The 22,302-nt window shown below is 69.6% G+C and carries 21 protein-coding genes; 12 read left to right on the top strand and 9 right to left on the bottom strand.

The window, feature by feature from the left end:
* Window positions 1-2 precede the first annotated feature (2 nt).
* Window positions 3-437, top strand: coding sequence for a LysM peptidoglycan-binding domain-containing protein (locus E3T61_RS12880; RefSeq protein WP_206751529.1), 435 nt, complete (start codon window positions 3-5; stop codon window positions 435-437).
* Window positions 438-445: 8 nt separating this feature from the next.
* Here the strand turns inward: E3T61_RS12880 and E3T61_RS12875 are convergent, their stop codons facing one another.
* From E3T61_RS12875 to E3T61_RS12850, 6 genes are all read right to left on the bottom strand, one after another.
* Window positions 446-1,627 (bottom strand): Gfo/Idh/MocA family protein, encoded by a 1,182-nt coding sequence (locus tag E3T61_RS12875; RefSeq protein WP_134641258.1) that lies wholly within the window; start codon window positions 1,625-1,627, stop codon window positions 446-448.
* A gap of 23 nt (window positions 1,628-1,650) precedes the next feature.
* Window positions 1,651-2,133: an Lrp/AsnC family transcriptional regulator gene (locus E3T61_RS12870; RefSeq protein ID WP_134641257.1), complete on the bottom strand. Its 483-nt coding sequence runs from the start codon at window positions 2,131-2,133 to the stop codon at window positions 1,651-1,653.
* A gap of 30 nt (window positions 2,134-2,163) precedes the next feature.
* Window positions 2,164-4,662, bottom strand: coding sequence for a DEAD/DEAH box helicase (locus tag E3T61_RS12865; RefSeq protein WP_134641256.1), 2,499 nt, complete (start codon window positions 4,660-4,662; stop codon window positions 2,164-2,166).
* Window positions 4,663-4,732: 70 nt separating this feature from the next.
* Entirely contained in the window at window positions 4,733-6,799 is a 2,067-nt protein-coding gene (locus E3T61_RS12860) for a glycosyl hydrolase (protein ID WP_134641255.1), read from the bottom strand.
* A complete protein-coding gene (locus E3T61_RS12855; RefSeq protein WP_166793228.1) occupies window positions 6,796-7,527 on the bottom strand; it encodes an efflux RND transporter periplasmic adaptor subunit in 732 nt (243 codons plus the stop codon). The genes E3T61_RS12860 and E3T61_RS12855 overlap by 4 nt, the downstream gene beginning before the upstream one ends.
* Entirely contained in the window at window positions 7,524-9,239 is a 1,716-nt protein-coding gene (locus tag E3T61_RS12850) for a glycosyltransferase family 2 protein (protein ID WP_241992553.1), read from the bottom strand. Before E3T61_RS12850 ends, E3T61_RS12855 begins: the two co-directional genes overlap by 4 nt.
* A gap of 503 nt (window positions 9,240-9,742) precedes the next feature.
* Here E3T61_RS12850 and E3T61_RS12845 point away from each other — a divergent pair.
* From E3T61_RS12845 to E3T61_RS12800, 10 genes are all read left to right on the top strand, one after another.
* A complete protein-coding gene (locus E3T61_RS12845; protein ID WP_134641253.1) occupies window positions 9,743-11,404 on the top strand; it encodes a molybdopterin-dependent oxidoreductase in 1,662 nt (553 codons plus the stop codon).
* Window positions 11,405-11,406: 2 nt separating this feature from the next.
* Window positions 11,407-11,784 (top strand): TraR/DksA family transcriptional regulator, encoded by a 378-nt coding sequence (locus tag E3T61_RS12840; RefSeq protein ID WP_241992552.1) that lies wholly within the window; start codon window positions 11,407-11,409, stop codon window positions 11,782-11,784.
* A 90-nt stretch (window positions 11,785-11,874) separates the two neighbouring features.
* Window positions 11,875-13,368, top strand: a complete 1,494-nt coding sequence (locus E3T61_RS12835) for an HNH endonuclease signature motif containing protein (RefSeq protein ID WP_134641252.1) — start codon at window positions 11,875-11,877, stop codon at window positions 13,366-13,368.
* A gap of 194 nt (window positions 13,369-13,562) precedes the next feature.
* Window positions 13,563-14,015, top strand: a complete 453-nt coding sequence (locus E3T61_RS12830) for a hypothetical protein (RefSeq protein WP_134641251.1) — start codon at window positions 13,563-13,565, stop codon at window positions 14,013-14,015.
* A 48-nt stretch (window positions 14,016-14,063) separates the two neighbouring features.
* Complete coding sequence (locus E3T61_RS12825; protein ID WP_134641250.1) at window positions 14,064-14,657, top strand: sulfite oxidase-like oxidoreductase; 594 nt, start codon at window positions 14,064-14,066, stop codon at window positions 14,655-14,657.
* Window positions 14,658-14,689: 32 nt separating this feature from the next.
* On the top strand, window positions 14,690-15,403 hold the full coding sequence (locus E3T61_RS12820; RefSeq protein WP_241992551.1) for an FAD-binding oxidoreductase: 714 nt from the start codon (window positions 14,690-14,692) through the stop codon (window positions 15,401-15,403).
* 24 nt (window positions 15,404-15,427) lie between these two features.
* Window positions 15,428-15,688 (top strand): DUF6510 family protein, encoded by a 261-nt coding sequence (locus tag E3T61_RS12815; RefSeq protein WP_134641249.1) that lies wholly within the window; start codon window positions 15,428-15,430, stop codon window positions 15,686-15,688.
* Between the two features lie 90 nt (window positions 15,689-15,778).
* Window positions 15,779-16,957, top strand: a complete 1,179-nt coding sequence (locus E3T61_RS12810) for a MarP family serine protease (protein WP_134641248.1) — start codon at window positions 15,779-15,781, stop codon at window positions 16,955-16,957.
* 42 nt (window positions 16,958-16,999) lie between these two features.
* Window positions 17,000-18,406, top strand: coding sequence for a pyridoxal phosphate-dependent decarboxylase family protein (locus E3T61_RS12805; RefSeq protein ID WP_134641247.1), 1,407 nt, complete (start codon window positions 17,000-17,002; stop codon window positions 18,404-18,406).
* Window positions 18,407-18,435: 29 nt separating this feature from the next.
* A complete protein-coding gene (locus E3T61_RS12800) occupies window positions 18,436-19,149 on the top strand; it encodes an RNase H family protein (RefSeq protein WP_134641246.1) in 714 nt (237 codons plus the stop codon).
* 5 nt (window positions 19,150-19,154) lie between these two features.
* On the opposite strand, the gene E3T61_RS12795 is transcribed toward E3T61_RS12800, so the two are convergent.
* Complete coding sequence (locus E3T61_RS12795; protein ID WP_134641245.1) at window positions 19,155-20,639, bottom strand: sugar porter family MFS transporter; 1,485 nt, start codon at window positions 20,637-20,639, stop codon at window positions 19,155-19,157.
* Between the two features lie 99 nt (window positions 20,640-20,738).
* Here E3T61_RS12795 and E3T61_RS12790 point away from each other — a divergent pair, with 99 nt between their 5' ends.
* Window positions 20,739-21,620, top strand: coding sequence for a DUF429 domain-containing protein (locus E3T61_RS12790; RefSeq protein WP_134641244.1), 882 nt, complete (start codon window positions 20,739-20,741; stop codon window positions 21,618-21,620).
* Here E3T61_RS12790 and E3T61_RS12785 read toward each other — a convergent pair.
* Window positions 21,580-21,870: a hypothetical protein gene (locus E3T61_RS12785; RefSeq protein ID WP_134641243.1), complete on the bottom strand. Its 291-nt coding sequence runs from the start codon at window positions 21,868-21,870 to the stop codon at window positions 21,580-21,582. The genes E3T61_RS12790 and E3T61_RS12785 overlap by 41 nt on opposite strands.
* A gap of 40 nt (window positions 21,871-21,910) precedes the next feature.
* A complete protein-coding gene (locus tag E3T61_RS12780) occupies window positions 21,911-22,282 on the bottom strand; it encodes a VOC family protein (RefSeq protein WP_134641242.1) in 372 nt (123 codons plus the stop codon).
* Between the last annotated feature and the right edge of the window lie 20 nt (window positions 22,283-22,302).

Below are 22,302 nucleotides of genomic sequence, written 5' to 3'. Positions count from 1 at the left end.
CCGTGCTCTCCGGCGGGCTGGTCCTGGCCGGCTGCGCCGCGGCGCCTGCTCCGGTGGTCACCCAGACGATCGTGATCACCCCGACGCCCACTCCCACCCCCACAGCGACGCCCACCCCGGCCCCGACACAGGAACCGGTGGCGGAGGCGCCCGCGCCGGAGCCCGTTCCGAACCCCGATGTGCCGGCCGAGCCCATCCCGGAGGGCCCCGCTGTCGACAACGGTGCGATTCCCGGCGCCCAGGCCGCACCTGAGTACAACGGCGCTGGCGAACCGATCAGCTACACCGTGATCGAGGGCGACTCGTTCTTCGACATCGCCCAGCGGTTCGATCTGCCGATGCAGCAGCTGCTACGGATGAACCCGAAGGTGTCCGGGCTCGGCGAGAACATCTACCTGCGTCAGGTCATCAACCTCGACTGGACCACAACGGGCTGATCCCCGCCTCACCGCACCGAGGCGTGAATCCGTTCGATCAGTTCGATGGTGTGCGCCGAGTCGACGGCGTTCACCGGCAGCGGAGCACCGCGGAGCAGGGCGTCGGCCAGGCCCTCGTAGAAGGCCGCGTAGTGTCCGCGCTGGGTCGGCACCACCTGGCTGGCCCCGTCCGCTCCGAGCCGACCCCAGGTGGCTTCCGGCTCGAGTCCGAAGTCGGCGTCGCTGGGCAGGTTGCCGGCCTGGATGGCTGCTTCCTGTCCGTCGACGCCCCACTTGGTGTAGCCGGCGGCCGAGCCGAGCACCCGGAACCGTGGTCCGGCCTGGGCGGCGAAGGAGCTCACCCACAGGTGCGAGCGCACCCCCGACCCGTGGTGGAGAGACACGAAGGAGTCGTCGTCGGCGGCGCCGCCGGGCCGGCGGGTGGACAGCTCGGCGGTGAAGTCGTCGACCGGGCCGAACAGGAGCACGGCCTGGTCGATCAGGTGGGCGCCGAGGTCGTACAGCACGCCGCCGCCCGCGGCCGGCGTCGCGCCGGCCTTCCAGCTGCGCGGGGTCCCCGGCTTGAAGAACTCGAATCTGGACTCGAACCTGTAGACGTCGCCGAGGGCATCGTCGGCCAGGAGGGCCTGCAGAGTGAGGAAATCGCCGTCCCAGCGCCGGTTCTGGAACACCGTCAGCGGCAGTCCCAGGCTCTCGGCCCGGTTCAGCAACGCCCAGCCTTGCTCGGAATCCACCGCGAACGGCTTGTCGATGACGACGGCCAGGCCCGCGTCCAGGGCCGCGTTGGCCAGGGCCACGTGGGTGTCCGGCGGGGTGCCGATGACCACGACGTCGAGGTCGGCCGCCTGAGCGAACAGCGCCTCCGCCGTGGGCACGATCCGCACGTCGGGGTAGCTTTCGGTGGCCCGGGCGCCGCGCTCCGGGTCGCCGGTCACGATGGCCTCGAGCGAGAAGTCGGGGTTGGCCGCGAGGAACGGCGCGTGGAAGACCCGGCCGGAGAGCCCGTAGCCGATCACGGCCGCGCGGATCGGCCCGGTCAGCCTGGCTGCCGTGGGGCCGGCGACAGTCGGGGCCGGTCGCGCATCCGCCCGGGCGCCGTGCTGCGGGCCCGGTCCGGGTCGCGGGCCGGGCTTGGGAGCCGGCTTCGGCGTGTTGATCGGGGATTCCGGCTGAATATCTGAATTGGCCATGGCCCGAGGTTACGCCCTTCCGGCTAGAGCGGCGGCGTCACGTGGTCGAAGATGACGCTGGTGCGGGTGGCCGCCACGACAGGGTCGGCCGAGAGATTGTCGACCACGAAACGACGCAGGCCTGCCGTGTCCTGCACGGCCACGTGCAACAGGAAATCTTCGTTGCCGCCCACGAAGAAGAACTGCACCACCTCGGGCAGGTCGCGGATGCGGGTGGCGAACGGCGTGATCTGCGACCGGGCGCCGGAGTGGATGTTGATGCTGATCAACGCCTGCACGCCCAGGCCCAGCGCGGCCGGGTCGACATCCACGGTGAACCGGCGGATCACGCCGCGGGTCACCAGGGACCGCACCCGCTCGAGGCAGGTGGACGCGGCGATGCCCACCGAGGCGGCCAGGGCGGCGTTCGACAGCCGCGAATTGGAGCGCAGCAACCCGAGCAGGCCGTGATCCACGGCGTCGAGGACATCCGTGCGAACGGCCAGTCGCTTCTTGGGTGCATCCATCCGAGGTCCTTTTCTGCCGAGGGCGGGAAGCTAGAGCCGGTTGATTCCGGTCACGGTCAGGGCCGGGATGCCCAGCTCGTCGGACTCGGCGAGGTCGATCCGGGCGCTGATGCCCCAGTCGTGATCGCCGGCCGGGTCGTCGAAGATCTGCCTGGCAGTCCACACCGTGGCGCCCTCGTCGAGGATGAGCAGCCCGGCGCCGCGCGCGTTCGCCCCGGCCAGCAACTCGTCGTGCTCGGCGAAGTAGCCGTCCATGGCGTCGGCCCAGGCATCCGCCCCGAAGCCGCTGTCGCGGTCGAGGTCGCCCAGCGCGTCGTAGTTCTCCAGCGCGGCCAGCTGCACCCTGCGGAAGAGTTCGTTGCGCACCAGGATCCGGAACGCCCGGGTGTTGGTGGTGAGCCGGTGCGGCGCGGGCGGCACCACGGCGTGCGCGGTGGCCTCGTGTGCGGCCAGGTCGGGGTGGATGAGTTCCTCCCACTCGTCGAGCAGGCTGGAGTCCACCTGCCGCACGAGCTCGCCGAGCCACTCGATCAGGTCGAGCAGGTCCTCGGTCTTGGCTTCGTCCGGGATGGTCTGCCGGGCGGCCCGGTAGGCATCCGAGAGGTAGCGCAGCACCACACCCTCGCTGCGGGCGAGCTTGTAGTAGGCCACGAACTCGCCGAACGACATGGCGCGTTCGTACATGTCGCGCACCACGGTCTTGGGCCGCAGCGGGAAGTCGGCGATCCAGGGCTGGGACTGCTTGTAGGTCTCGAATGCGTAGCTGAGCAGCTCGTCCAGGGGTTTGGGCCAGGTGATCTCCTCGAGCAGCTCCATGCGCTGGTCGTACTCGATGCCCTCGCTCTTCATGGCGTTCACGGCCTCGCCGCGGGCGGCGAACTGCTGGCCCATCAGCACCGGGCGCGGGTCGTCGAGAGTGGACTCGAGAACCGAGATCATGTCCAGCGCGTAGGTGGGCGCCTCGATATCCAGCAGGTCGAACGCAGCCAAGGCGAATGGCGACAGCGGCTGGTTGAGCGCGAAGTTCGCCTGCAGGTCAACAGTGAGACGGATGCTGCCGTCCGCACCCTGCTCCACGATCCCGGCCGCGCGCAGGGTCTTGTAGATGCCCAGGGCGCGGCGGGCGTGGGCGAGTTGACGCTTCCACGGCTCGTGGTTGTCGAACACCAGCGAGTACACGTTGGCGTAGGCGTCGCCGCCGCGGGCGATCACGTTGATCAGCATGGCGCTGGTCATCTGCATGCTCGAGGTGAGGGTCTCCGGTTCGGCGTCGACGAGCCGGCGGAACGACGGCTCCCCCCAGGAGACGAAGCCCTCCGGGGCGCGCTTGCGCACGATCTTGCGCCGCTTCTTGGGGTCGTCGCCGGCCTTCTCGATGGCCTTGAGGTTCTCGGTCTCGTGGTCGGGCGCCTGCACCATCACGGTGCCGGCGGTGTCGAAGCCGGCCCGGCCCGCCCGGCCGGCGATCTGGTGGAACTCGCGGGCGTTGAGCTGGCGCATCTTCACGCCGTCGTACTTGGTCAGGGCGGTGAACAGCACGCTGCGGATGGGCACGTTGATGCCCACGCCGAGGGTGTCGGTGCCGCAGATCACCCGCAGCAGGCCGCGCTGGGCGAGCTGCTCCACCAGCCGGCGGTACTTGGGCAGCATGCCGGCGTGGTGCACGCCGATGCCCATCCGGATCAGCCGGGAGAGGGTCTTGCCGAAGCTGGTGGTGAACCTGAATTCGCCGATGAGCTCGGCGATGGCCTCCTTCTGCTCCTTGGTGACCACCTTCACGCTGGAGAGCGCCTGGGCGCGTTCGAGCGCGGCGGCCTGCGCGAAGTGCACGATGTACACGGGCGCCTGGCCGGTCTTGAGCAGGTCCTCGACGGTCTCGTGCACCGGGGTGGTCTCGTAGAAGTAGTGCAACGGCACGGGGCGCTCGACACCGGTGACGACGGCGGTGTCGCGGTTGGTGCGCCGGGACAGGTCCGCGGCGATGTCGGTGACGTCGCCCAGGGTGGCCGACATGAGGATGAACTGCACGCGCGGCAGCAGCAGCAGCGGCACCTGCCAGGCCCAGCCGCGGTCGGGGTCGGAGTAGAAGTGGAACTCGTCCATCACGACCTGGTCGACCGGGGTGTCCTCGCCGTTTCGCAGCGCCAGGTTGGCGAGGATCTCGGCGGTGCAGCAGATGATCGGGGCGTCGGAGTTGACCGACGAGTCACCGGTCATCATGCCCACGTTCTCGGCGCCGAAGATCTCCACCAGCGCGAAGAACTTCTCGCTCACCAACGCCTTGATCGGGGCGGTGTAGAAGGTGCGCTTGCCGGCCGAGAGAGCGGCGAAGTGCGCACCGACGGCCACGAGCGACTTGCCGGTGCCGGTGGGGGTGGAGAGGATGAGGTGCGCCCCCGACACGATCTCGATGACTGCTTCCTCCTGCGCCGGGTAGAGGCGCAAGCCCGCATCCGCTGCCCAGCCCTCGAAGGCCTCGAAAAGCTGGTCGGGATCGGTGACGTGCGGGAGGGCGGTGAGGGTTGCCATGATCCCCAATCCTCCCCTATCCGGCTGGTGGGCACCTGCACCGGCCAGCCGGACGGAGCCGACACCCTGGTCAGGCGGCGTGCTGCATCAGCCAGGCCAGCAGGTAGGCGCGGCTGTTACCGTCGTCGATCCGTGCCTCCGGCAGCCCTTTGGCGGCGTCCAGGGCTGCGGATGCCGCTTCCCGGCCCTGCAACGCCGAGTACATCAGCAGGTAATCGCCGAACATCACGTCATAGGTCGATCCGGGTAGGGCCTCGCCCAGGTTGGCCTGAACCCTGTCGGGGTCACCGCCGAGGTAGTCCGCGACCGGGCTCATCGGCAGCACCAGGATGCCGAGCATGGCGCTCGGCTCGGCGCTGAACCAGGTGGCGTAGTCGCGTTTGCCGCCCCAGACCAGCGAGGTGACGGTGTGGTCGAAGCCCGCGTAGACCGGGTCGGCCAGGTCGAAGTCGGTCCAGTAGGCGAGGGAGGAGGCGGCCTCGTTGGAGAGCATCCAGCCGGCCTCGGTCGCCAGGCCCGCCTGCGAGCTCACGTCGGCCCACAAGGCCAACCCGTTCCACGCCGTCACGGCCTCCGAGCTGGACTCCTGGTTGTTGCCGTCACCGAACGGCGAGGTGCCGCTGGCCCAGGAGTGCCCGGCGTAGGCGTCGAACACCCGACGGTCGGGAAAGTAGTCGCTGCCGCCGCTGGTGGCCAGGTCGGCGGCGAGCAGGTTGAGCACAGGGGCCCAGCGCCCGGCCAGGTCGGGGTTCTCGGCCGCGACCACCGCCGCGGCATACAAGAAGTAGCCGTAGTGGAAGTGGTGGTCGTTGAATTCCTCCGAGCCGAACGATGTCGCCAGGCCCACCAGTCCCCGGGCGTCGGGGTCGTAGACGAAGCAGCGCTCGGTGCGCACCGCACAGCCGTCGGGGTCCATCCAGTCGTCGAGGGCTGCACTGAGGCGGTCCGTCAGGGCAGTCACCGCGTCATCGGCGCCCACCTGCCGGGCCACCTCGAGCAGGTTGGCGGCCCGGTAGAGCGACTTGCCACCGAAGTAGGTGTCGGCGGCGAAGGTGGTGGTGCCGGCCACATCCGCCCGCACCTGGTCGGCCAGCCGTTCGCGGTCGTCGCCGCCGAGGGCCGCGAGGTCCAGGGCGCCGCTGGGCGTGACAGTGGGCACCGACCAGTCCAGCGTCGGCCCCTGGCACACCGTCAGAGTGCCATAGATGCTCCGGTACTCCCCCGCGGCGCAGGCCGGCTTCCCGGCACGACCCTCCTGTTGGTGCGGCATCACGGCGATGAGGGTGTCGCCGCCGTCGTCGGTGTCGTAGTGGATGGTCGTGGTCGCGGAATCGGCGTCCGAGCTGTACTCGAGGCGGGTGCCGCTGACCGGGTGCGTGGCCGCCTCGACGAAGGCATCCTGATCACCGCCGTCCGGCAGGGCGAACCAGGTCGCGGACTGGCCCGCTGCGAGCGTCAGATCGGTGCCGTCGGCGAGCGTTCCGTCGCTCACCAGCCCGTAGGTGTCGCCGGCCACGTCGACAGTCCACGCCCCGCCGGCCGCGCCCTGGGCCTCGGCGAAGGCCGTCGGCATGGCCAGGGCCACCTCGGCCGTGGCCGTGAACGACACGAACGGTGAGCCCTCTGCGATCACAGTGCGGCCGACCGCGGCGCCGTCGACGAACTGGCCGATGGTGACGGACGCCTCGTCGTAGGCGGTCACCTGCTGCTCCAGGCGGTCCTGGGCGGCGTCGACCCGCACGCCGATCTGCCCGGCGAAGCCGCCCCTGATCACGGTGGGGTCTGCAGATATGGTCGGCAACCCGAAGGCGAATCCGGTGTCGGTCAGTTGGAATGACAGTGGCAGGGGGAACACCGGCATCGACTGCTCGCCGAACACCAGTCCGGAGAACCACCGGTTGGTCGGGGGAATGAGCCCATCGGCCAGGCGCGCCACCGGCAGCGGCTTCACAGTCGTGTGGGGCACCGCGTCGACGAGAGGTGCGACCTCGGCGCTGGGGAAGATGGCGGCGCCGGACGTCACCGCTCCGCGGTCGGCCGGGCCGGCGACATCCGTCGTGGTGCACGCGGCCAGCGCGACGGCGATCACGAATGCAGCGGCCACGGCGGGTGTGCGTCTGATGCTCAGCACCGTCACAGCCCGATCGTCCGCAGGAAACTGAACAGGCCGTCGCTGGCGCCGGCGAGGAGACCGTCGTCGCGTAGCTCGATCGTGGCCGTCACCGGCGTGCCGGGTGCCATGAGACCGTCCGCGGCGCCGTCGACCAGATCCGGGCTCACGACCCTGGCTGTGGTTTCGGCCTGACCGTCGGCCGTCTGCACGTCCAGGGTGTCCATCGTGCCGGCCACCCTGGTCTGGTTGGGCAGCACGATGTCGACGGCGGCACCGGGTTCGATCCGCGCATAGTCGCCGCTGGTGAGCACGAAGTCGGCCGACACGAACAGGGACCCGGTCTTGTCGATGACCGCGAGCACCTGGCCGGCCTGCACGAAGGAACCGCGTTCGGTGGTGATGTCGGTGAGGGTGCCGTCGACGGAGGCGGTCAGGGTGAGCACCCCGTCGTCGGCCACCGAGTAGGCCACGCTGTCGACCGTGACCAGTCCTTCGGCAAGGTCCGCTTGCAGGGTGGGGCTCTGCAGGGTGAACAGGGCTTGCCCGGCCCGAACGTGGTCGCCATCGTCGACGAGCCGATCGAGCACCGTTCCGCCGTAGTCGGAACCCACCGGGTACTCCGCTGCCTGGATCGACGCGGAGGCGCTCATCACCTGGGCCTGCCGCTGGTTGAACACCAGTGTGAGGACCGCGACGATGCCGACGACGGCGACGAGTCCGATGAGGAGCTTGAACCGATTGGCCCAGGTCATGAGGTCACCATCTTTCGGGTCAGGGCACGGGCACGACCGGCGCGGTACGACTCGTGCAGAGCCGTGCCCACGAAGGTGCCGAGGATGAGCGTGTTGGTCACGTTCCATGCCGTGGCCAGGGTGAGGGTGCCGATAACCAGGTCACGCCACACCCCCACCACCGATGTGAGCAGGAGGAACACGAAGAACAGCACCTGCGGGATCATGAAGTTGAACGGTGACCTCACCCTGGACGTGTTGCCGGTGGCGCTCCAGTGCTGTTCCTTGCCGACCAGCACGTTGACCAACGCCGCCACGTAGATGGGGAAGGACGCCGTGGCGAGCATCAGTGTCTCCCAGCGGAACGATCCCATCGTGTAGAACGCCAGCAGCACCTGCATCAGGTAGAAGCCCGCGTAGTACAGCAACCAGGTCACCACCGTCGTCGAGAGGTTCATCGGTCGCAGGTCCAGGTAGATCTCCAACGGCGGCACCAACAGGAGCAACAGCGGAGCGATCCCGGTGAGGTAGAAGGATGCGGTCACCAGGTACTGCAGCCGCTGGTCGAAGGTGAGGCGGCGCCGAGGGCTGAGCGGGTTGCTGTGCAGCAGGATCTCGAAGCCACCCGTGGCCCAGCGCAGTTGCTGCTTCGTGTAGGCCTCCACGGTGTCCGGCGCGTGACCGGTTGCCAGCACGGTGGGGATGTAGATGGACTTCCAGCCGCGCTCGTGCAACTTGAGTGATGTCCAGACATCTTCGGACTTGGAGTCGGTGTACATGCCGCCGATGTCGTTGATGGCGTCCCGACGGAAGACCACATTGGTGCCCACGCAGAACGCCGCGTTGAACCGGTTGCGGCCGGGCTGGATGAATCTGTAGAAGACGGCCTGCATGTAGCCGGCGCCGCGGGAGATGACGTTGTGCAGGTTGCTGTAGGCCTGCGGGGTCTGCACGAAGGAGACCCTGTCATCGATGAAGAACGGCAGGGTCTCGAGCAGGAACTCAGGTTTGGGCACGAAGTCCGCGTCGAAGATCACGAAGTACTCCGCTGTGCTCGCGGTGAGCGCATGGTTGACGTTGCCCGCCTTGGCGCCGTTCGAACTCAGCCGCCGGAGGTAACGCACGCCCAACTCGGCGGCCAGATCACGCACCGCGTCCGAACGGCCGTCATCGAGCACCCAGGTGAGGTGCTCGCCATGCATCGCGCGTACCGCGGTCACGGTCGTCCGGATCACGTCGATGTCCTCGCCATAGGTCGTGACGAACACATCGACCGTCGCGGGCTGGTCGCCCAGGTGCAGGGGCCACCGCTCCGGCTGGTCCATCAGACCGTCCCTGACGAGGGATCGAGAGTGGATCAGGGTCGCCTGGGCCTGGTGCACATTGAACTCCCGCGGGTCGCTCGACCCGGACAGGATTGTCCACATCGACAGCAGCGCCTGGAAGATCAGGATCGACTCGGCCGCGATGACCAACGAATACGGCAGCCAGTCACCACGGCTGGCCGGGTTGAGCAGGAAGTTCGCGTAGGCCAGGATGCCGACGGTGGCGATCAGCACCAGCATCACCAAGGATGGCGAATGGGCGTGACCGGTGGGCGCTGGCCGGCCCTGCCGCGGGTCGGTGGTCACTCGGTGGGCGGGAATTCGGTGCATGGCCTCGGGCGGCACCACGGACTCCAGGGTGGATTCGGGAGGGCCGGGTACGCCTAGGCGGGGATGAAGGGTGGTCATCCGTCTCTCTTTTCGGTGCCGGATTCTGGGGTCCGGGGTTCGCGAACGGGGTCTCGGGCGAGGTTCGCGGTGCTAGTGCTGAACGCAAGCGTGGCCGGGGAGGTCACGGGTGGGGCCGAGGAGCTGGTTCGAAGAGCTGGTCGATTGATCCGGGAGCGCACGCCGGAAACCATCCGGCAATGGGTGCTGACGGGTGGGCGGTGGGCTTCGGTGTCCGGGTGTCGCGGGATCTATCGAGATCGGGATCCACGAGGGATCGGGATGCGGATGGAACGGCGAGGCGCCAGGGACGGCGTTGACGACAAACGGGGAGGTCGGGTTCGACCGTTCGTCGTGGCGGGTAGATATCACCGTAGAACCGGCACCCCTCGTCTGCCAACCCGTTCCCGCAACGTTTTCGTGTTCGTAACATGGCGGTAACCCGGGCTCCCGTAAGCCTTTCGTAAGGCCGATCCCGCACGATTCCCCGCATATCTCCCAGCGTGCGAATCTATGCTGGGGCCATGTCCAGCCCGCTGTCTCCCCCGTCGGCATCGGCTTCGCCCGGCGATTCATCGTCCGGCCCGGCAGCCGCCCGCGGCCGGGAAACGACCTGGCTGGCTGCTGTGGCCGGTCTGGCCGCTGTGCTGGCCGGTTTCGGCCTGGCCGAGTTGGTCGCCGGGCTCATCGCACCGGGTGCCAGCCCGGTGCTGGTCGTCGGCGCGCTCCTGATCGATCTGGCTCCGGCCTGGGCCAAGGAGCTCGTGATCTCGCTGTTCGGCACCGCCGACAAGGTCGCCCTGGTGGTCTTCATCGCACTGGTCGCAGCGGCCCTGGCGGCGCTGGCCGGCATTCTGGAATACCGTCGGCCGCCGTTCGGCCGGTACGTGATCGTGGCCGCGGGTCTGGTGGCGCTGGCGGCCGCGCTCACCCGCGCCGGAGCATCCCCGTTCGACGCCGTCCCACCGGTGCTGGCGATGCTGGTCGCCGCCCTGGTGCTGAGCATGCTGACCCGGCGCCTGCAGACCAGCCGGGCTCCGGCTGAAGCGGCCGCGGCGGCCTCCGTTGACGCCGGCCGGCCGGCCTCCGTCACCCCGGCGGCGGCCTCTCGGGCCGCGCTGGACCGACGCAAGTTTCTCGCCTACACGGGCGTCAGCGCGGGCGTCGGCGTGCTCGCGGCGCTCGGCGGCCAGCTGCTCACCGCCGGCAGCAGGGCAGCGGATGCGGCGCGGGCGCTGTTCACCCTGCCGGCTCCGACGGTGCCGGGTGCGGCCATCCCCGCCGGGGCGTCGTTCGCGGTCGACGGTCTCACGCCGATCATCACGCCCAACGCGGAGTTCTACCGCATCGACACCGCTCTCTCGGTGCCCCGGGTCGACCCGTCGACCTGGACCCTGAAGATCAGCGGCATGGTCGAGAACGAGGTGGAGATCGATTTCGCCGAGCTGCTGGCCCTACCGTTGGAGGAGAGCACCACCACGCTGGCCTGTGTGTCGAACTACGTGGGCGGTGACCTGATCGGCAACGCGGTCTGGCTGGGATACCCGATCCGCGAGCTGCTCGCCCGGGCCAAGCCCCGCGCCGACGCCGACATGGTGCTCTCCCGCAGCCAGGACGGCTGGACGGCGAGCACGCCGATCGAGGCGCTCACCGACGACCGCAATTCGATTCTCGCGGTGGGTATGAACGGCGATCCGTTGCCGCTGGAACACGGTTACCCGGTGCGGATGGTGGTGCCCGGCCTGTACGGCTACGTGTCGGCGACCAAGTGGGTCACCGAGCTGGTGGTCACCCGGTTCGACCAGGAAACGGCCTACTGGTCCACCCGCGGCTGGTCGGAAAAGGGTCCGGTGAAGCTGTCGAGCCGGGTGGATGTGCCCCGCGAGAACGCGACCGTCGACGCCGGCACAGTGACGGTGGCCGGCGTGGCATGGAGCCAGCACGTGGGCATCTCCGCCGTCGACGTGCAGGTGGACGACGGCGACTGGAACCCCGCGACCCTCGCCGACGCGATCTCCGTCGACACCTGGCGCCAGTGGCGCTGGGACTGGGACGCCCCGAGCGGCTCCCACACGATCCGGGTTCGTGCGACGGATGCCGAGGGCCTGGTGCAGACCAGCAAGCTCGCGGATGTCGCGCCGGACGGTGCCACGGGTCTGCACGAGATCAGCGTCTCGGTCTCCTGATCGTGGCCGGCCGAGCACTGCCGCTGACGGCCGCGGCGGTCGGCTATTTCGAAGACGTGCTCGGACGCCGGCGGCGTGACCTCCTGCTCGAGCTGAGCCGGCAGGGTGACACCCTGAATGCCGTGCGCGCCGCCCGCAGCGGCGGGGATGCCGATGACGAGCACGACCCCGAGGGCCCGACGCTCTCCGACGAGTGGTCGCTGCGCGCGGGGGTGCACGCCGAGCTGACCGCGTCCCTGGCGGCCATCGACGCGGCCTTGGTGCGCATCGACGACGGCAGCTACGGGATCTGCCTGCGCCGGGGCGAGCCGATCGGGCGCGAGCGGCTGGAGGCCCGGCCGGCCGCCGAGCTGTGTATCGACTGCGCCCGGGAGGCGTAGGCCCTCCTCCACAGGCCGGTCTCTTCAGCACTTGTCCACGGCTGTCTTTTCGGGCCTGGGAGTGCCGGTGGCGGGTGATTCACTGTCCCTATGGCCACCTCAGATGCCACACCCGGAGTAGACCCGATAGCGGCGGCGATCAGCGCGGTGATCGACCCGCTGATCACCAACGAGAAGGCGCTGGCCGCGTGCTACGCGCAGCGCACCCGGCTGCTGGCCGAGCTGGACCGGCTCGGCCACGACCCGCGGATCATCGCGGGCCTCTGCGGTGACCCGGTCGAGTCCGGCCGGAACGACCCCGACACCGGCGCGCACGGCCCCGCCTGGGACGACGAGGAATTGGCTCGCCGGTGCATGGCCGCCGAGGCCGCGGGGGCGTTGCGGGTGAAGGCGAGCACGGCGGGGATCATGGTGTTCAACGCCGTCCGCCTCACCGACCAACTACCCCAGTTCCACGCCGCGTTGGCTCGCGGCAGCATCACCTGGGGTCACGCACTGAAGATGCTCGATCTCACCGACGGGGTGCCCGAGGAGATCCTGCCCGCGTTCGAAACGAAGGTGCTGCCCGCAGCGGAGAAACTCACCTCCACCCAGTTCGTCCGGGTCGCCGGCCGGATCCTGGAGCGGATGCACCCGGTGCCCTTGCAGACCCGCGCCGACGCCGGCTTCGTCACACGAAGGCTGGTGCTCCACCCCGACGCCGACGGTATGGCGTGGCTGAACGCCTACTTGAAAGCCGAGGACGCCCAGGCGATCTACGACAGGCTCAGCCGCATCGCCACCACCCTCGACACCGACACCAGCGCCGAGGCCTCGGCACCCGGCGCTGACCCGACCAGCACCGGCCCATCCAGCACTGACCCGATCGGCAGCGGCCCGACCGGCACCGCCGAGCCCCGTACCAAGGACCAGCGCCGCGCAGACGCGTACCGCGACCTGCTCCTAGACGGCGTCGGCCCGGCCGGGCTGGGCCACGGCATCCGCGGCACCGTGCACCTCACCGTCCCGGCACTGACGCTGCTGGGTCGCAGCGACGAACCCGCGATCCTTGAGGGCTACGGCCCGATCGACCCCGAGACCGCCCGCCGCATCGCCGGCACCGCCACCAGCTGGAGCCGTATCCTCACCCACCCCGAGACCGGCTGCCGACTGAGCATGGGCCGCGAGCAATACACCCCACCGGCGGATATGCGCCGCTACCTCGACGCCCGCGACCGAACCTGCCAAGGAATCGGCTGCACCCGCCGCGCCACCCTCAGCGAAATCGACCACACCAGGCCCTGGAACACCGGCGGCCCCACCGACGTGGACAACCTCGTCCACCTCTGCACACCCTGCCACCGCCTCAAACACCAATCCAGCTTCACCACCAACCAAGGCCCCGGCGGCGCCCTCACCTGGACCACCCCCGCCGGCAGAAAATACACCTCCGCGCCGGCCAACACCGACCCCATCACCTACGACCCCGCCACCTGCGACCCCGCCACCCACGACCCAGCCATCCTCGGCACCGCCACCAACGACCCGGCGACCAACACCCCCACCACCTACGACAGCCCGCCGCCCGGTCCGCCTCCGTTCTGATCACGCGTCACTGAAAGTGCGCCCCTCCGGCGCGCGGCGGTGTGAAAGGCTGAGGCGTGAGCGAAAGACTGGAAGGCGAACGTCCTGGCCGCGCTACGCCGTTCCGATTCACACAGTCCCGGTTCACACAGTCCCGGTTCACACAGTCCTGGTTCACACAGTCCCGGTTCACACAGTCCTGGTACACGAGCGTCATGTCGGCAGCCCTGAGCTATCACCTCGGCGGGTTCATACTCATGGTCCTGCAGCTAAGCGGCCGCGGCGAATGGAGCCGATTCCCCTGGATCTACCTCGACGTGGTGCAGGCCCTGGCATTCCTCGCCCTCGGCGCCGTCTGCAGGATCCTGAGCAGCTCGGTCTTCCGGTCGTCCGACTCGGCATCCCGAGTGGTGTGGGGCGACCTCGGTGTGGTGGTGCTGGCGATCGCCGGGGCCTCCGCGATTGCATTGCCCCTGGACAGTTCTGGCGCATTTCTGCTCGCACTCATCCTGATCGTCCCCTGGGCGCTGCCGTTTGCCGCCCTGCTCAGCGGACTCTCGATCCTCGCTCAGCGGTATGTCTGGCTGCAGATCGTGCTCACGGCGGTTCTGCTGATCAATGTCGCCTTGTTGCTGGTGGGACTGGCCGCGGGAACCGCGGCCCCGTAGACCGGGCGCCGATGCTCCATTAGGCTTCCGCCAAGCGAAAGGAACCTCATGGGCATCGTCTCCCCCGGCTTCTTCGGCCGCCGCCGCCAGGGCGATCCGGCGCTGCCGCCCGGCCAGTACCTCACCGAGAGTTTCCCGGTGCTCTCGGCCGGGCCCACCCCGCGGATCGCGCCGGAGGAGTGGGAGTTCACCATCACCACCGAAACCGGCCAGGTGCACCGCTGGAGCTGGGACGAGTTCCTCGCGCTCAAACAGGATGACGTGACACAGGATATCCACTGTGTGACCAGCTGGTCCAAGCTCGGCACCAGCTGGCGCGGCGTTTCGCTGGACACCCTGTTCGAATCGGTCGAGTCAGACTGCGAATTCACCATGGCGCACTCCTACGGCGGCTACACCACCAACGTTCCGCTCGACGATCTGCTCGGCGGCAAGGCCTGGATCGCCCACGAGTTCGACGGCGAAGCCCTCGAACCGGCCCACGGCGGCCCGGCCCGTCTGCTGGTGCCGCACCTGTACTTCTGGAAGAGCGCCAAGTGGGTGCGCGGCTTGGAGCTGCTGCGCCAGGACGAACCCGGCTTCTGGGAGAGCAACGGCTACCACATGTACGGCGATCCCTGGCGCGAAGAGCGCTACTGGTGAGAACCGGCTGGAGAGTGGCGGAGGTGATCGGAGTGAGTCAGGAGACCCGGACCGCGCGCACCCTGCGGTTGCGGCTGCCGGGCCTGACCGGACACCGGGCCGGCCAGCACGTCGACGTGCGCCTCACCGCCCCGGATGGCTACACCGCGGTGCGCTCGTACTCGGTGGCGTCGGCGCTGCCCGGCGACGAACTCGAACTCACCGTGGAGGAACTGGACGAGGGCGAGGTGTCGCCCTACCTTGTGCACGGCGTTTCGGTCGGCGACCAACTCGAGGTGCGCGGCCCGGTGGGCGGCTGGTTCGTCTGGGACCCGGCCGACCCGTCCCCCGTGCAACTCATCGCCGGCGGCTCCGGGGTGGTGCCGCTGATGGCCATGATCCGGGCACACGCCGCCGCCGACCCAGCATCCCCCGGCGCGACCGCCGAGTTCCGGCTGCTCTACTCGGTGCGGAGCCCCGACGCGGCCTACTACGGCGCCGAGCTCGACGAGCTCGCCGGATCGGACCTCCTCACCGTCACCTACGTCTACACCCGCGAGGCCCCGGCCGGCAGCCCCGTTCCGCCTGGGCGGCTGGATGCCCGGGCGCTGAGCATCGCGGTGCTGCCGGTGTCGGCGAACCCGGCCTTCTTCATCTGCGGGGCTACCGCGTTCGTGGAGACGGTGGCCGACTGGCTCGTGCAGGCCGGCTACCCCGCCGACCGGATCAAGACCGAGCGTTACGGCGGAATGGGGAGCACACCATGAGGAGCACACCGTGAGGTGCACGCTGTGACCGACTACCTGGACGGCAACGCCGCGGCCGGGCCGCTCAGCGAATTCTTCGCCATCGACGTCACCACCGCCCGCGGCCGGTGTCTGCACTGCGGCCGCACCGACGCCCTGGCCACCGCGCAGCTCTACCCCAACTCGCACGGCCTGCTGCTGCGATGCCCCGGCTGCACGGAGATCTTGCTCCGGCTCGTGGACACCGGCGACACCGTCTGCCTCGACCTGCACGGGCTGAGCTTCGTCGAACTCCACCGCGACTGACGGCTCGCCGGCTTCCCAGCTAAACCCGCCGCCGCCCGCTTAGGCTGGATCACGGCGAATCTAACGCCGTTCAGACACCCGGGAGCGTGCATGCAGGGATCGGTCATCCTCGACGTCATTCTGGTGGTGCTCCTCGTCGCCAGCCTGGGCGCCGGCTACCGCAGCGGCCTGATCGGCAGCATCAGCGGCATCCTGGGCCTGGTCACCGGCGCTGTCGCCGCCTACTTCATCGTGCCTCTGGTGCCCACCTGGGTTCCCGCCGCCGAGTGGCGCACCCCCGCGTCCATTGCCGCGGCGCTGGTGCTGGTCATCGTCGGTCTCACCGTCGGCGAGTCGATCGGACTGGCCCTGCGCCGTCGCACGCCCCGCAAGCTGCGCGGCGTGGACAGGCTCTTCGGCGCCGTGATCGGCGTGGCCGCCGCGGCGGCCGTCATGTCGATGGTCGCGTTCAGCGTCGGTGCCCTGGGCATCCCGGTGCTCACTTCCGCGATCGCCTCCTCCGGTGTGGTGCGCACCATCGACTCGGTCACCCCCGACCCGGTGAAAAGCTTCCTCGCCCAGCTGCGTTCCACAGTCGTCGACGACGGCCTGCCCGTCATCGCGGATGCGTTCGGCGGTCAGAGCCCCACCCTGCCCGAGGCCCAGCTCGACAATGCCGCGCTCGACACGGCCGCGGCATCCGTGCTGCGCATCACCGGCAACGCCGTGGCCTGCGGTCAGAGCCAGTCCGGCTCGGGCTTCGTCATCGCCCCCGAGCGGGTGATGACCAACGCCCACGTCGTGGCCGGAGTCACCGAAGCCGTCGTGGAGGTGCCCGGGGCCGGCGCCCTGACCGGCGAGATCGTCTACTTCGACCCCGTCGACGACCTCGCGATCATCGCCGTACCGGGGCTGTCCGCCGCACCGCTGACCATGCAGGGCGACCTGGCCGTGGACAACGAGGGCGTCAGCCTGGGCTACCCGTTCGGTGGGCCGTTCGACTCCGATCCGGCCCGGGTCATGTCGCTCGGGTCTGTGCTCGTCGCCGACATCTACGGCCAGTCCCCCACCGCCAGGGATGTCTACACCCTCGCCGCGGATGTGCAGCAGGGCGAGTCGGGCGGCCCGCTGCTCAGCGTCGACGGCCGGGTGGCCGGCGTGATATTCGCCAAGGCCGCCAACACCGCCAACGTGGGCTACGCCCTGACGATGTCCGAGGTCGCCCCGGTCGTCGCCCAGGCCGACGGCCTCTCAACGGCGGTCAGTTCCGGTACCTGCATCCAGGGCTAGGTCCGCCGTATTCAGAGCTCGGTGCGGGGGTATGGTGACCGCATGACTTTCCGGCCGGAGGACTATCGGGCCCCGCTCGAGCAGGCGGTTCGGTATGCCCGCGAGTGGTTGGATTCACTGCCGTCCCGGCCGGTGAAACCGGCGGCTCCCGTCGACCAGCTGGCGGCGGCCTTCGCCCGGCCCCTGCCGGAAGAGCCCGCCGATCCCGCCGCGGTGGTGGCCGAGCTGGCCACCTTGGCCGAGCCCGGGCTCATGGCCATCGGCTCCGGCCGCTTCTTCGGCTGGGTGATGGGCGGCACCCTGCCTGCGGCCCTGTCGGCGGACTGGCTGGTGAGCGCGTGGGACCAGAACGGCGGCCTGCGCTATGCGACCCCGGCGACCGCGGCGATCGAGGAACGCGCCGGCGCCTGGATCCTGGACCTGCTGCACCTGCCGGCCGCAAGCGCCGTTGGCTTCACCACCGGGGGCACGATGGCGAATTTTGTCGGGCTGGCCGCCGGTCGGGGTGCCGTGCTCGGCGCGGCCGGGTGGGACGTCAACCGGGATGGCCTCACCGGCTCGCCCCGGGTGACGGTGCTCGCGGGCGTCGAGGTGCACATCTCCGTGCTCCTCGCCCTGCGCTACCTGGGCCTGGGCGGACCGACCCTGGTCGCCGCCGACCCGCAGGGCCGCATCCGTCCCGACGCCCTGGCGGAGGCGCTGTCGGCAGTCACCGGGCCGTGCCTGGTGGTGCTGCAGGCCGGCAACTTGCACTCCGGCGCCTTCGACCCGATGCGTGAGTGCATCCGGCTGGCCCACGATGCCGGAGCCTGGGCGCACGTTGACGGCGCCTTCGGGCTGTGGGCGGCAGCAAGTCCGCGCTGGGCGAGCGCCCTGGACGGCCTGGACACCGCCGATTCCTGGGCGACGGACGCGCACAAGACCCTCAACGTGCCCTACGACTGCGGCATCGCCGTTGTGGCGGATGCGGCCGGGATACGTTCGGCGTTCGGGGCGCAGACCAGCTACTTCGTGCAGGATGACGCCGGCGCGGCCGATCCTATGGAACTGGTTCCCGAACTGTCCAGACGAGCGCGCGGCGTTCCGGTCTGGGCGGCGCTCCGCTCCCTCGGCCGGAGCGGCACTGTCTCCCTCGTCGAGGGGCTCGCCGACAACGCCAGGGCACTCGCCGCGGGGTTGGCCGCGCTGCCCGGCGTCGAGGTGCTCAACGATGTGGTCTTCACCCAGGTGTCGGTTTCGTTCGGCACCGACGACCGCACCGTGAGGGTGACCCAGGCGCTCATCGACGGCGGCGCGGTCTGGATGAGCGGGTCGGTCTGGTCGGGGCGGGCGGTGCTTCGCATCTCGGTCAGCAACTGGTCCACGGATGCCGCCGATGTGGCCGTGGCCGTCGACGCCGTCGCGCAGGCCCTGGCCACCGTCACCACCGCCGCCACCGACGGAGAGTGACCGCACTCCCGGGCTGGCAGACTGGATCCATGACTATCACCGCCGCCGCAGACGGCTCGGCCCTTGGCAACCCCGGACCGGCCGGCTGGGCCTGGTACATCGACGACAACAATTGGGCCGCCGGCGGTTGGAAGCACGCCACCAACAACCAGGGCGAGCTCAAGGCCGTCCTCGAACTGTTCCGGGCCACGGCGCACGTGGACGACGACCTGCTGGTGCTCTGCGACAGCCAGTACGTGATCAACGCCATCACCAAGTGGATGCGCGGCTGGAAGGCCAAGGGTTGGCGCAAGGCCGACGGCAAGCCCGTGATGAACCTCGACCTGCTGCAGGAGCTCGATGAGGCCCTGGTGGGCCGCAAATACAGGTTCGAGTGGGTCAAGGGCCACGCGAACCACCCGCTCAACGAGGCCGCCGACTCCCGGGCCCGCGCGGTGTCCGAGGCCTATCAGCGGAACGCCTCGATCCCCACCGGTCCGGGCTTCGTCGCCGGCGGGCCGGCTCCGGCTGCGCCGAAGGCCGCGCCGGTCAAGGCCGCACCGATCAAGGCCGCGCCGGTCAAGGCCGCGCCGGTGAAGAGCGCAGCACCGCGCGCATCCGCCGACCTGGGGCTGTTCGACTTCGAGGTCGACCGCCCGCACACCGTGCAGGTGGCGCTGAGCACCGAGGAGCTCGGCCGGCTCAAGCGCCGGGCGACCGGCCGCGGAGTCAGCCCTGAAGAGCTGCTCCGCGACCTGATCTGATCTGACTAGCGCCGCAGCTTCGGCTGCGTCTTCGGCTTGGCCGCGTTCTTGTGCGGCAGGAGCGTGTTCGCCTCGTCGAGCGACATACCGTTGGTCTCGGGCACCTTGGTGAGAACGAACAGGAACGACAGCCCGGCGAACAGGGCGTACATGCCGTAGGTGAGCGGCAGCGAGAGCGCCGCCATCGGCGGGAACGTCACCGTGATGAGGAAGTTCGCCACCCACTGGGCGGCGGCGGCCAGGCCGAGCGCCTTGGCGCGGATGGTGTTCGGGAAGATCTCGCCCAGCAGCACCCAGACCACCGGTCCCCAGGAGGCGCCGAAGGAGATCACGAACACGTTCGCGGCGACGAGCGCGATGGGACCCCAGGCGCCCTGCAGTGCGAGTTCGCCGTCGACCATGACCGACTGGCTGAACGCGACGGCCATGGTGGCCAGGGACACGGTCATGCCGATGGAGCCGCTGAGCAGGATCGGGCGCCGGCCGATCCGGTCGACGAGCGCGATCGCCACCAGGGTGACCAGGATGTTCGTCACCGATGTCGCCACCGAGATCGCCAGCGAGCTGGACTCCTCGAAGCCCACCGCGCTCCACAGGGTGGTCGAGTAGTAGAAGATCACGTTGATGCCCACGAACTGCTGGAACACCGACAGGATGATGCCCACCCAGACGATGGGCTTGAGGCCGAGAACCTGCCCGCGCAGCGACCCGGTGCGCTTGGCCTTGATGTCGTCGTCGATGGAAGCCTTCATGTCGCGCAGCTCGCGGTCGACATCGCCGTGCGGCCAGACCCGCAGCAGCACCTCACGGGCCTTGGTCTCCTTGTCGTGCAGCACCAGGTAGCGCGGCGACTCGGGCAGCACCAGGGCGATGACGCCGTAGACGACGGCGGGGATCGCGGCGATCAGGAACATCCAGCGCCAGGCCTCCAGGCCCCACCAGAATATCTCGCTGGCGCCGCCGGCGGTCGTGGCGAACACGGCGTCGGAGAGCAGGGCCGCGAAGATACCGATGGTGATGGAGAGCTGTTGCAGGGAACCCAGCCGGCCACGCATCTGCCGGGGCGAGATCTCGGCAATGTACGCGGGAGCCACGACCGAGGCGAGCCCGATGCCGATGCCGCCGACGACACGCCAGACGATGAGGTCGACCACGCCGAAGGCGAGGCCGGAGCCGATGGAGCTGGCGAAGAACACGATCGCGCCGGCGAGCATCACCGGGATGCGGCCGAACCGGTCCGCGAACCGGCCGCCGAGGAAGGCGCCGGTGGCCGCGCCGAGCAGGGCACTGGCCACGGCGAAGCCGGTGATGGCTTCGGTGAGGCCGAACTGGCCCTGGATGGCCTCGACCGCTCCATTGATCACGGAGGAGTCGAAGCCGAAGAGGAACCCGCCGAACGCGCCGGCGATCGCCAACGCGATGACCTTGCGGTTCGTCGCGGGTTTGTCTGTCGGCATCCGGTCCGTTTTCGGCCCTGTTGTGTTTGTCATCGCCACTTCCCCCGTATCCGCTGGTGTTTTCGTCGTCTGGGCAACCTGAAAATCCTACGCCTGACCCGCACAAGGGGGTGACCGTGGTATCTATGTCCCATGACACGATTCCTCGGGGTGGATCTGGCCTGGGCCGAAGGCACGGCGGCGAAACCGGCCAACGAGAGTGGGCTCGCCTGCATCGACGACACCGGCCGGGTGATCCACGCGGGGTGGGCTCGCGGCATCGACGAGGTCGTCAACTGGGTGCAGTCGATGGTCGAACCCGGCGCGGTGCTCGCCGTGGACGCCCCTCTCGTGGTGAACAACCCCACCGGCATGCGCGAGTGCGAACGGGAGACCGGGTCGCGGTACGGCCGGTGGCACGTGGCGGCGAACGCGTCCAACCAGGCCCTGACGCGCCTGGGCGGCGTCACCCTGCGTGGCCGGCTGGAGGATCTCGGCTGGACCCACACCGACGGCCTCGAGCCCGTTGAAGCGGGGGCCTCGAGCCTCTTCGAGTGCTACCCGTACACGACCCTGGTGGGAGCCGCGGAGTTCGGCTACGACGAGCGGCGCCCCCGCTACAAGCGGATGGGCTCGGCGCTGCCGATCGTCCAGCGCCGCGCCGAACGCGCCCTGGTCTGCGACGACCTCATCGAGCGGTTGTGGCGGCTGCACGCGGGCTCTCCGCCGCTGGACCTGGCCACGCACGAGGCGACCGACAGCCTGGTGACCGAGCCGACACCGTTGGCCGACGCGGCCTACAAACACCGCGAGGATCTTCTCGACGCGGTGCTGTGCGCCTGGACGGCGTCGCTCTGGCACCGGTTCGGTACCGCCCGGTGTCAGGTCCTCGGTGCCGCAGACCCGCTCGTGGTCAACGGCCGCCGGGGCACGATCATCGCACCGGCCCGGCCGGAACAGCGCCGGGGCGAGGATGCCCTGCGGGCCGCCGCGCTCAACGCACCGGCAGCCAGCGCCCCTGCACCCGCTCGGTGATCAGCCAGGTCACCGGCATGGCCACCAGCCGGGTCCGCGCCACGACGTGGTCGCCGATGGTCAGAGCCGCGTCGCCGCCGTCGGCGGTGAAGCGCACGGTAGCGCGCGCCGAACCGGCCACCACGGCCAGGTCGGAGGCCTCGACGGTGGTGCGCTCCGCGGCCGCGGCCGCGGCCGCGGGGAGCACAGCGTCCGGCCGCACCCCCGGCTGAAGGGCGCCGATGGTCATGATCACGCGGTAGGAGGGCATTCATCCAGAGTAGGCGGCGAACCCGGCGCGCCTAGTCCCGCTAGTCCCGCGGCGGCAGCTGCTGCAGCGCCCAGGTGTTGCCGTCGGGGTCGGCGAAGTAGACGAAGCGACCCCAGTCCTGCTCATCCACCTCGCTGGCTTCGACACCCGCGGCCGCCAGTTGCGCCCTGGCGGCATCCGCGTCGGCGACCACCATCTGGATGCCCTGCTGCGTGCCCGGTGCCATCTCGGTCATGCCGTCACCCAGCACGATCGAACACGCCGAACCCGGCGGAGTGAGCTGGACGAACCGCATCGCCTCGTTCACCCGGATGTCGTAGTCGTCGTGGAAACCGACCTGGTCGACGTAGAACGACTTGGCCCTGTCGACGTCGGTGACCGGGATCGGGATGAGTTCGATCTTCATGTCCATGGCGGGCAGCCTATGACTGA

It is taken from the genome of Cryobacterium lactosi, assembly GCF_004403945.1.
Lineage (GTDB): Bacteria > Actinomycetota > Actinomycetes > Actinomycetales > Microbacteriaceae > Cryobacterium > Cryobacterium lactosi.
This window is presented reverse-complemented; position numbering and strand designations above follow the sequence as displayed.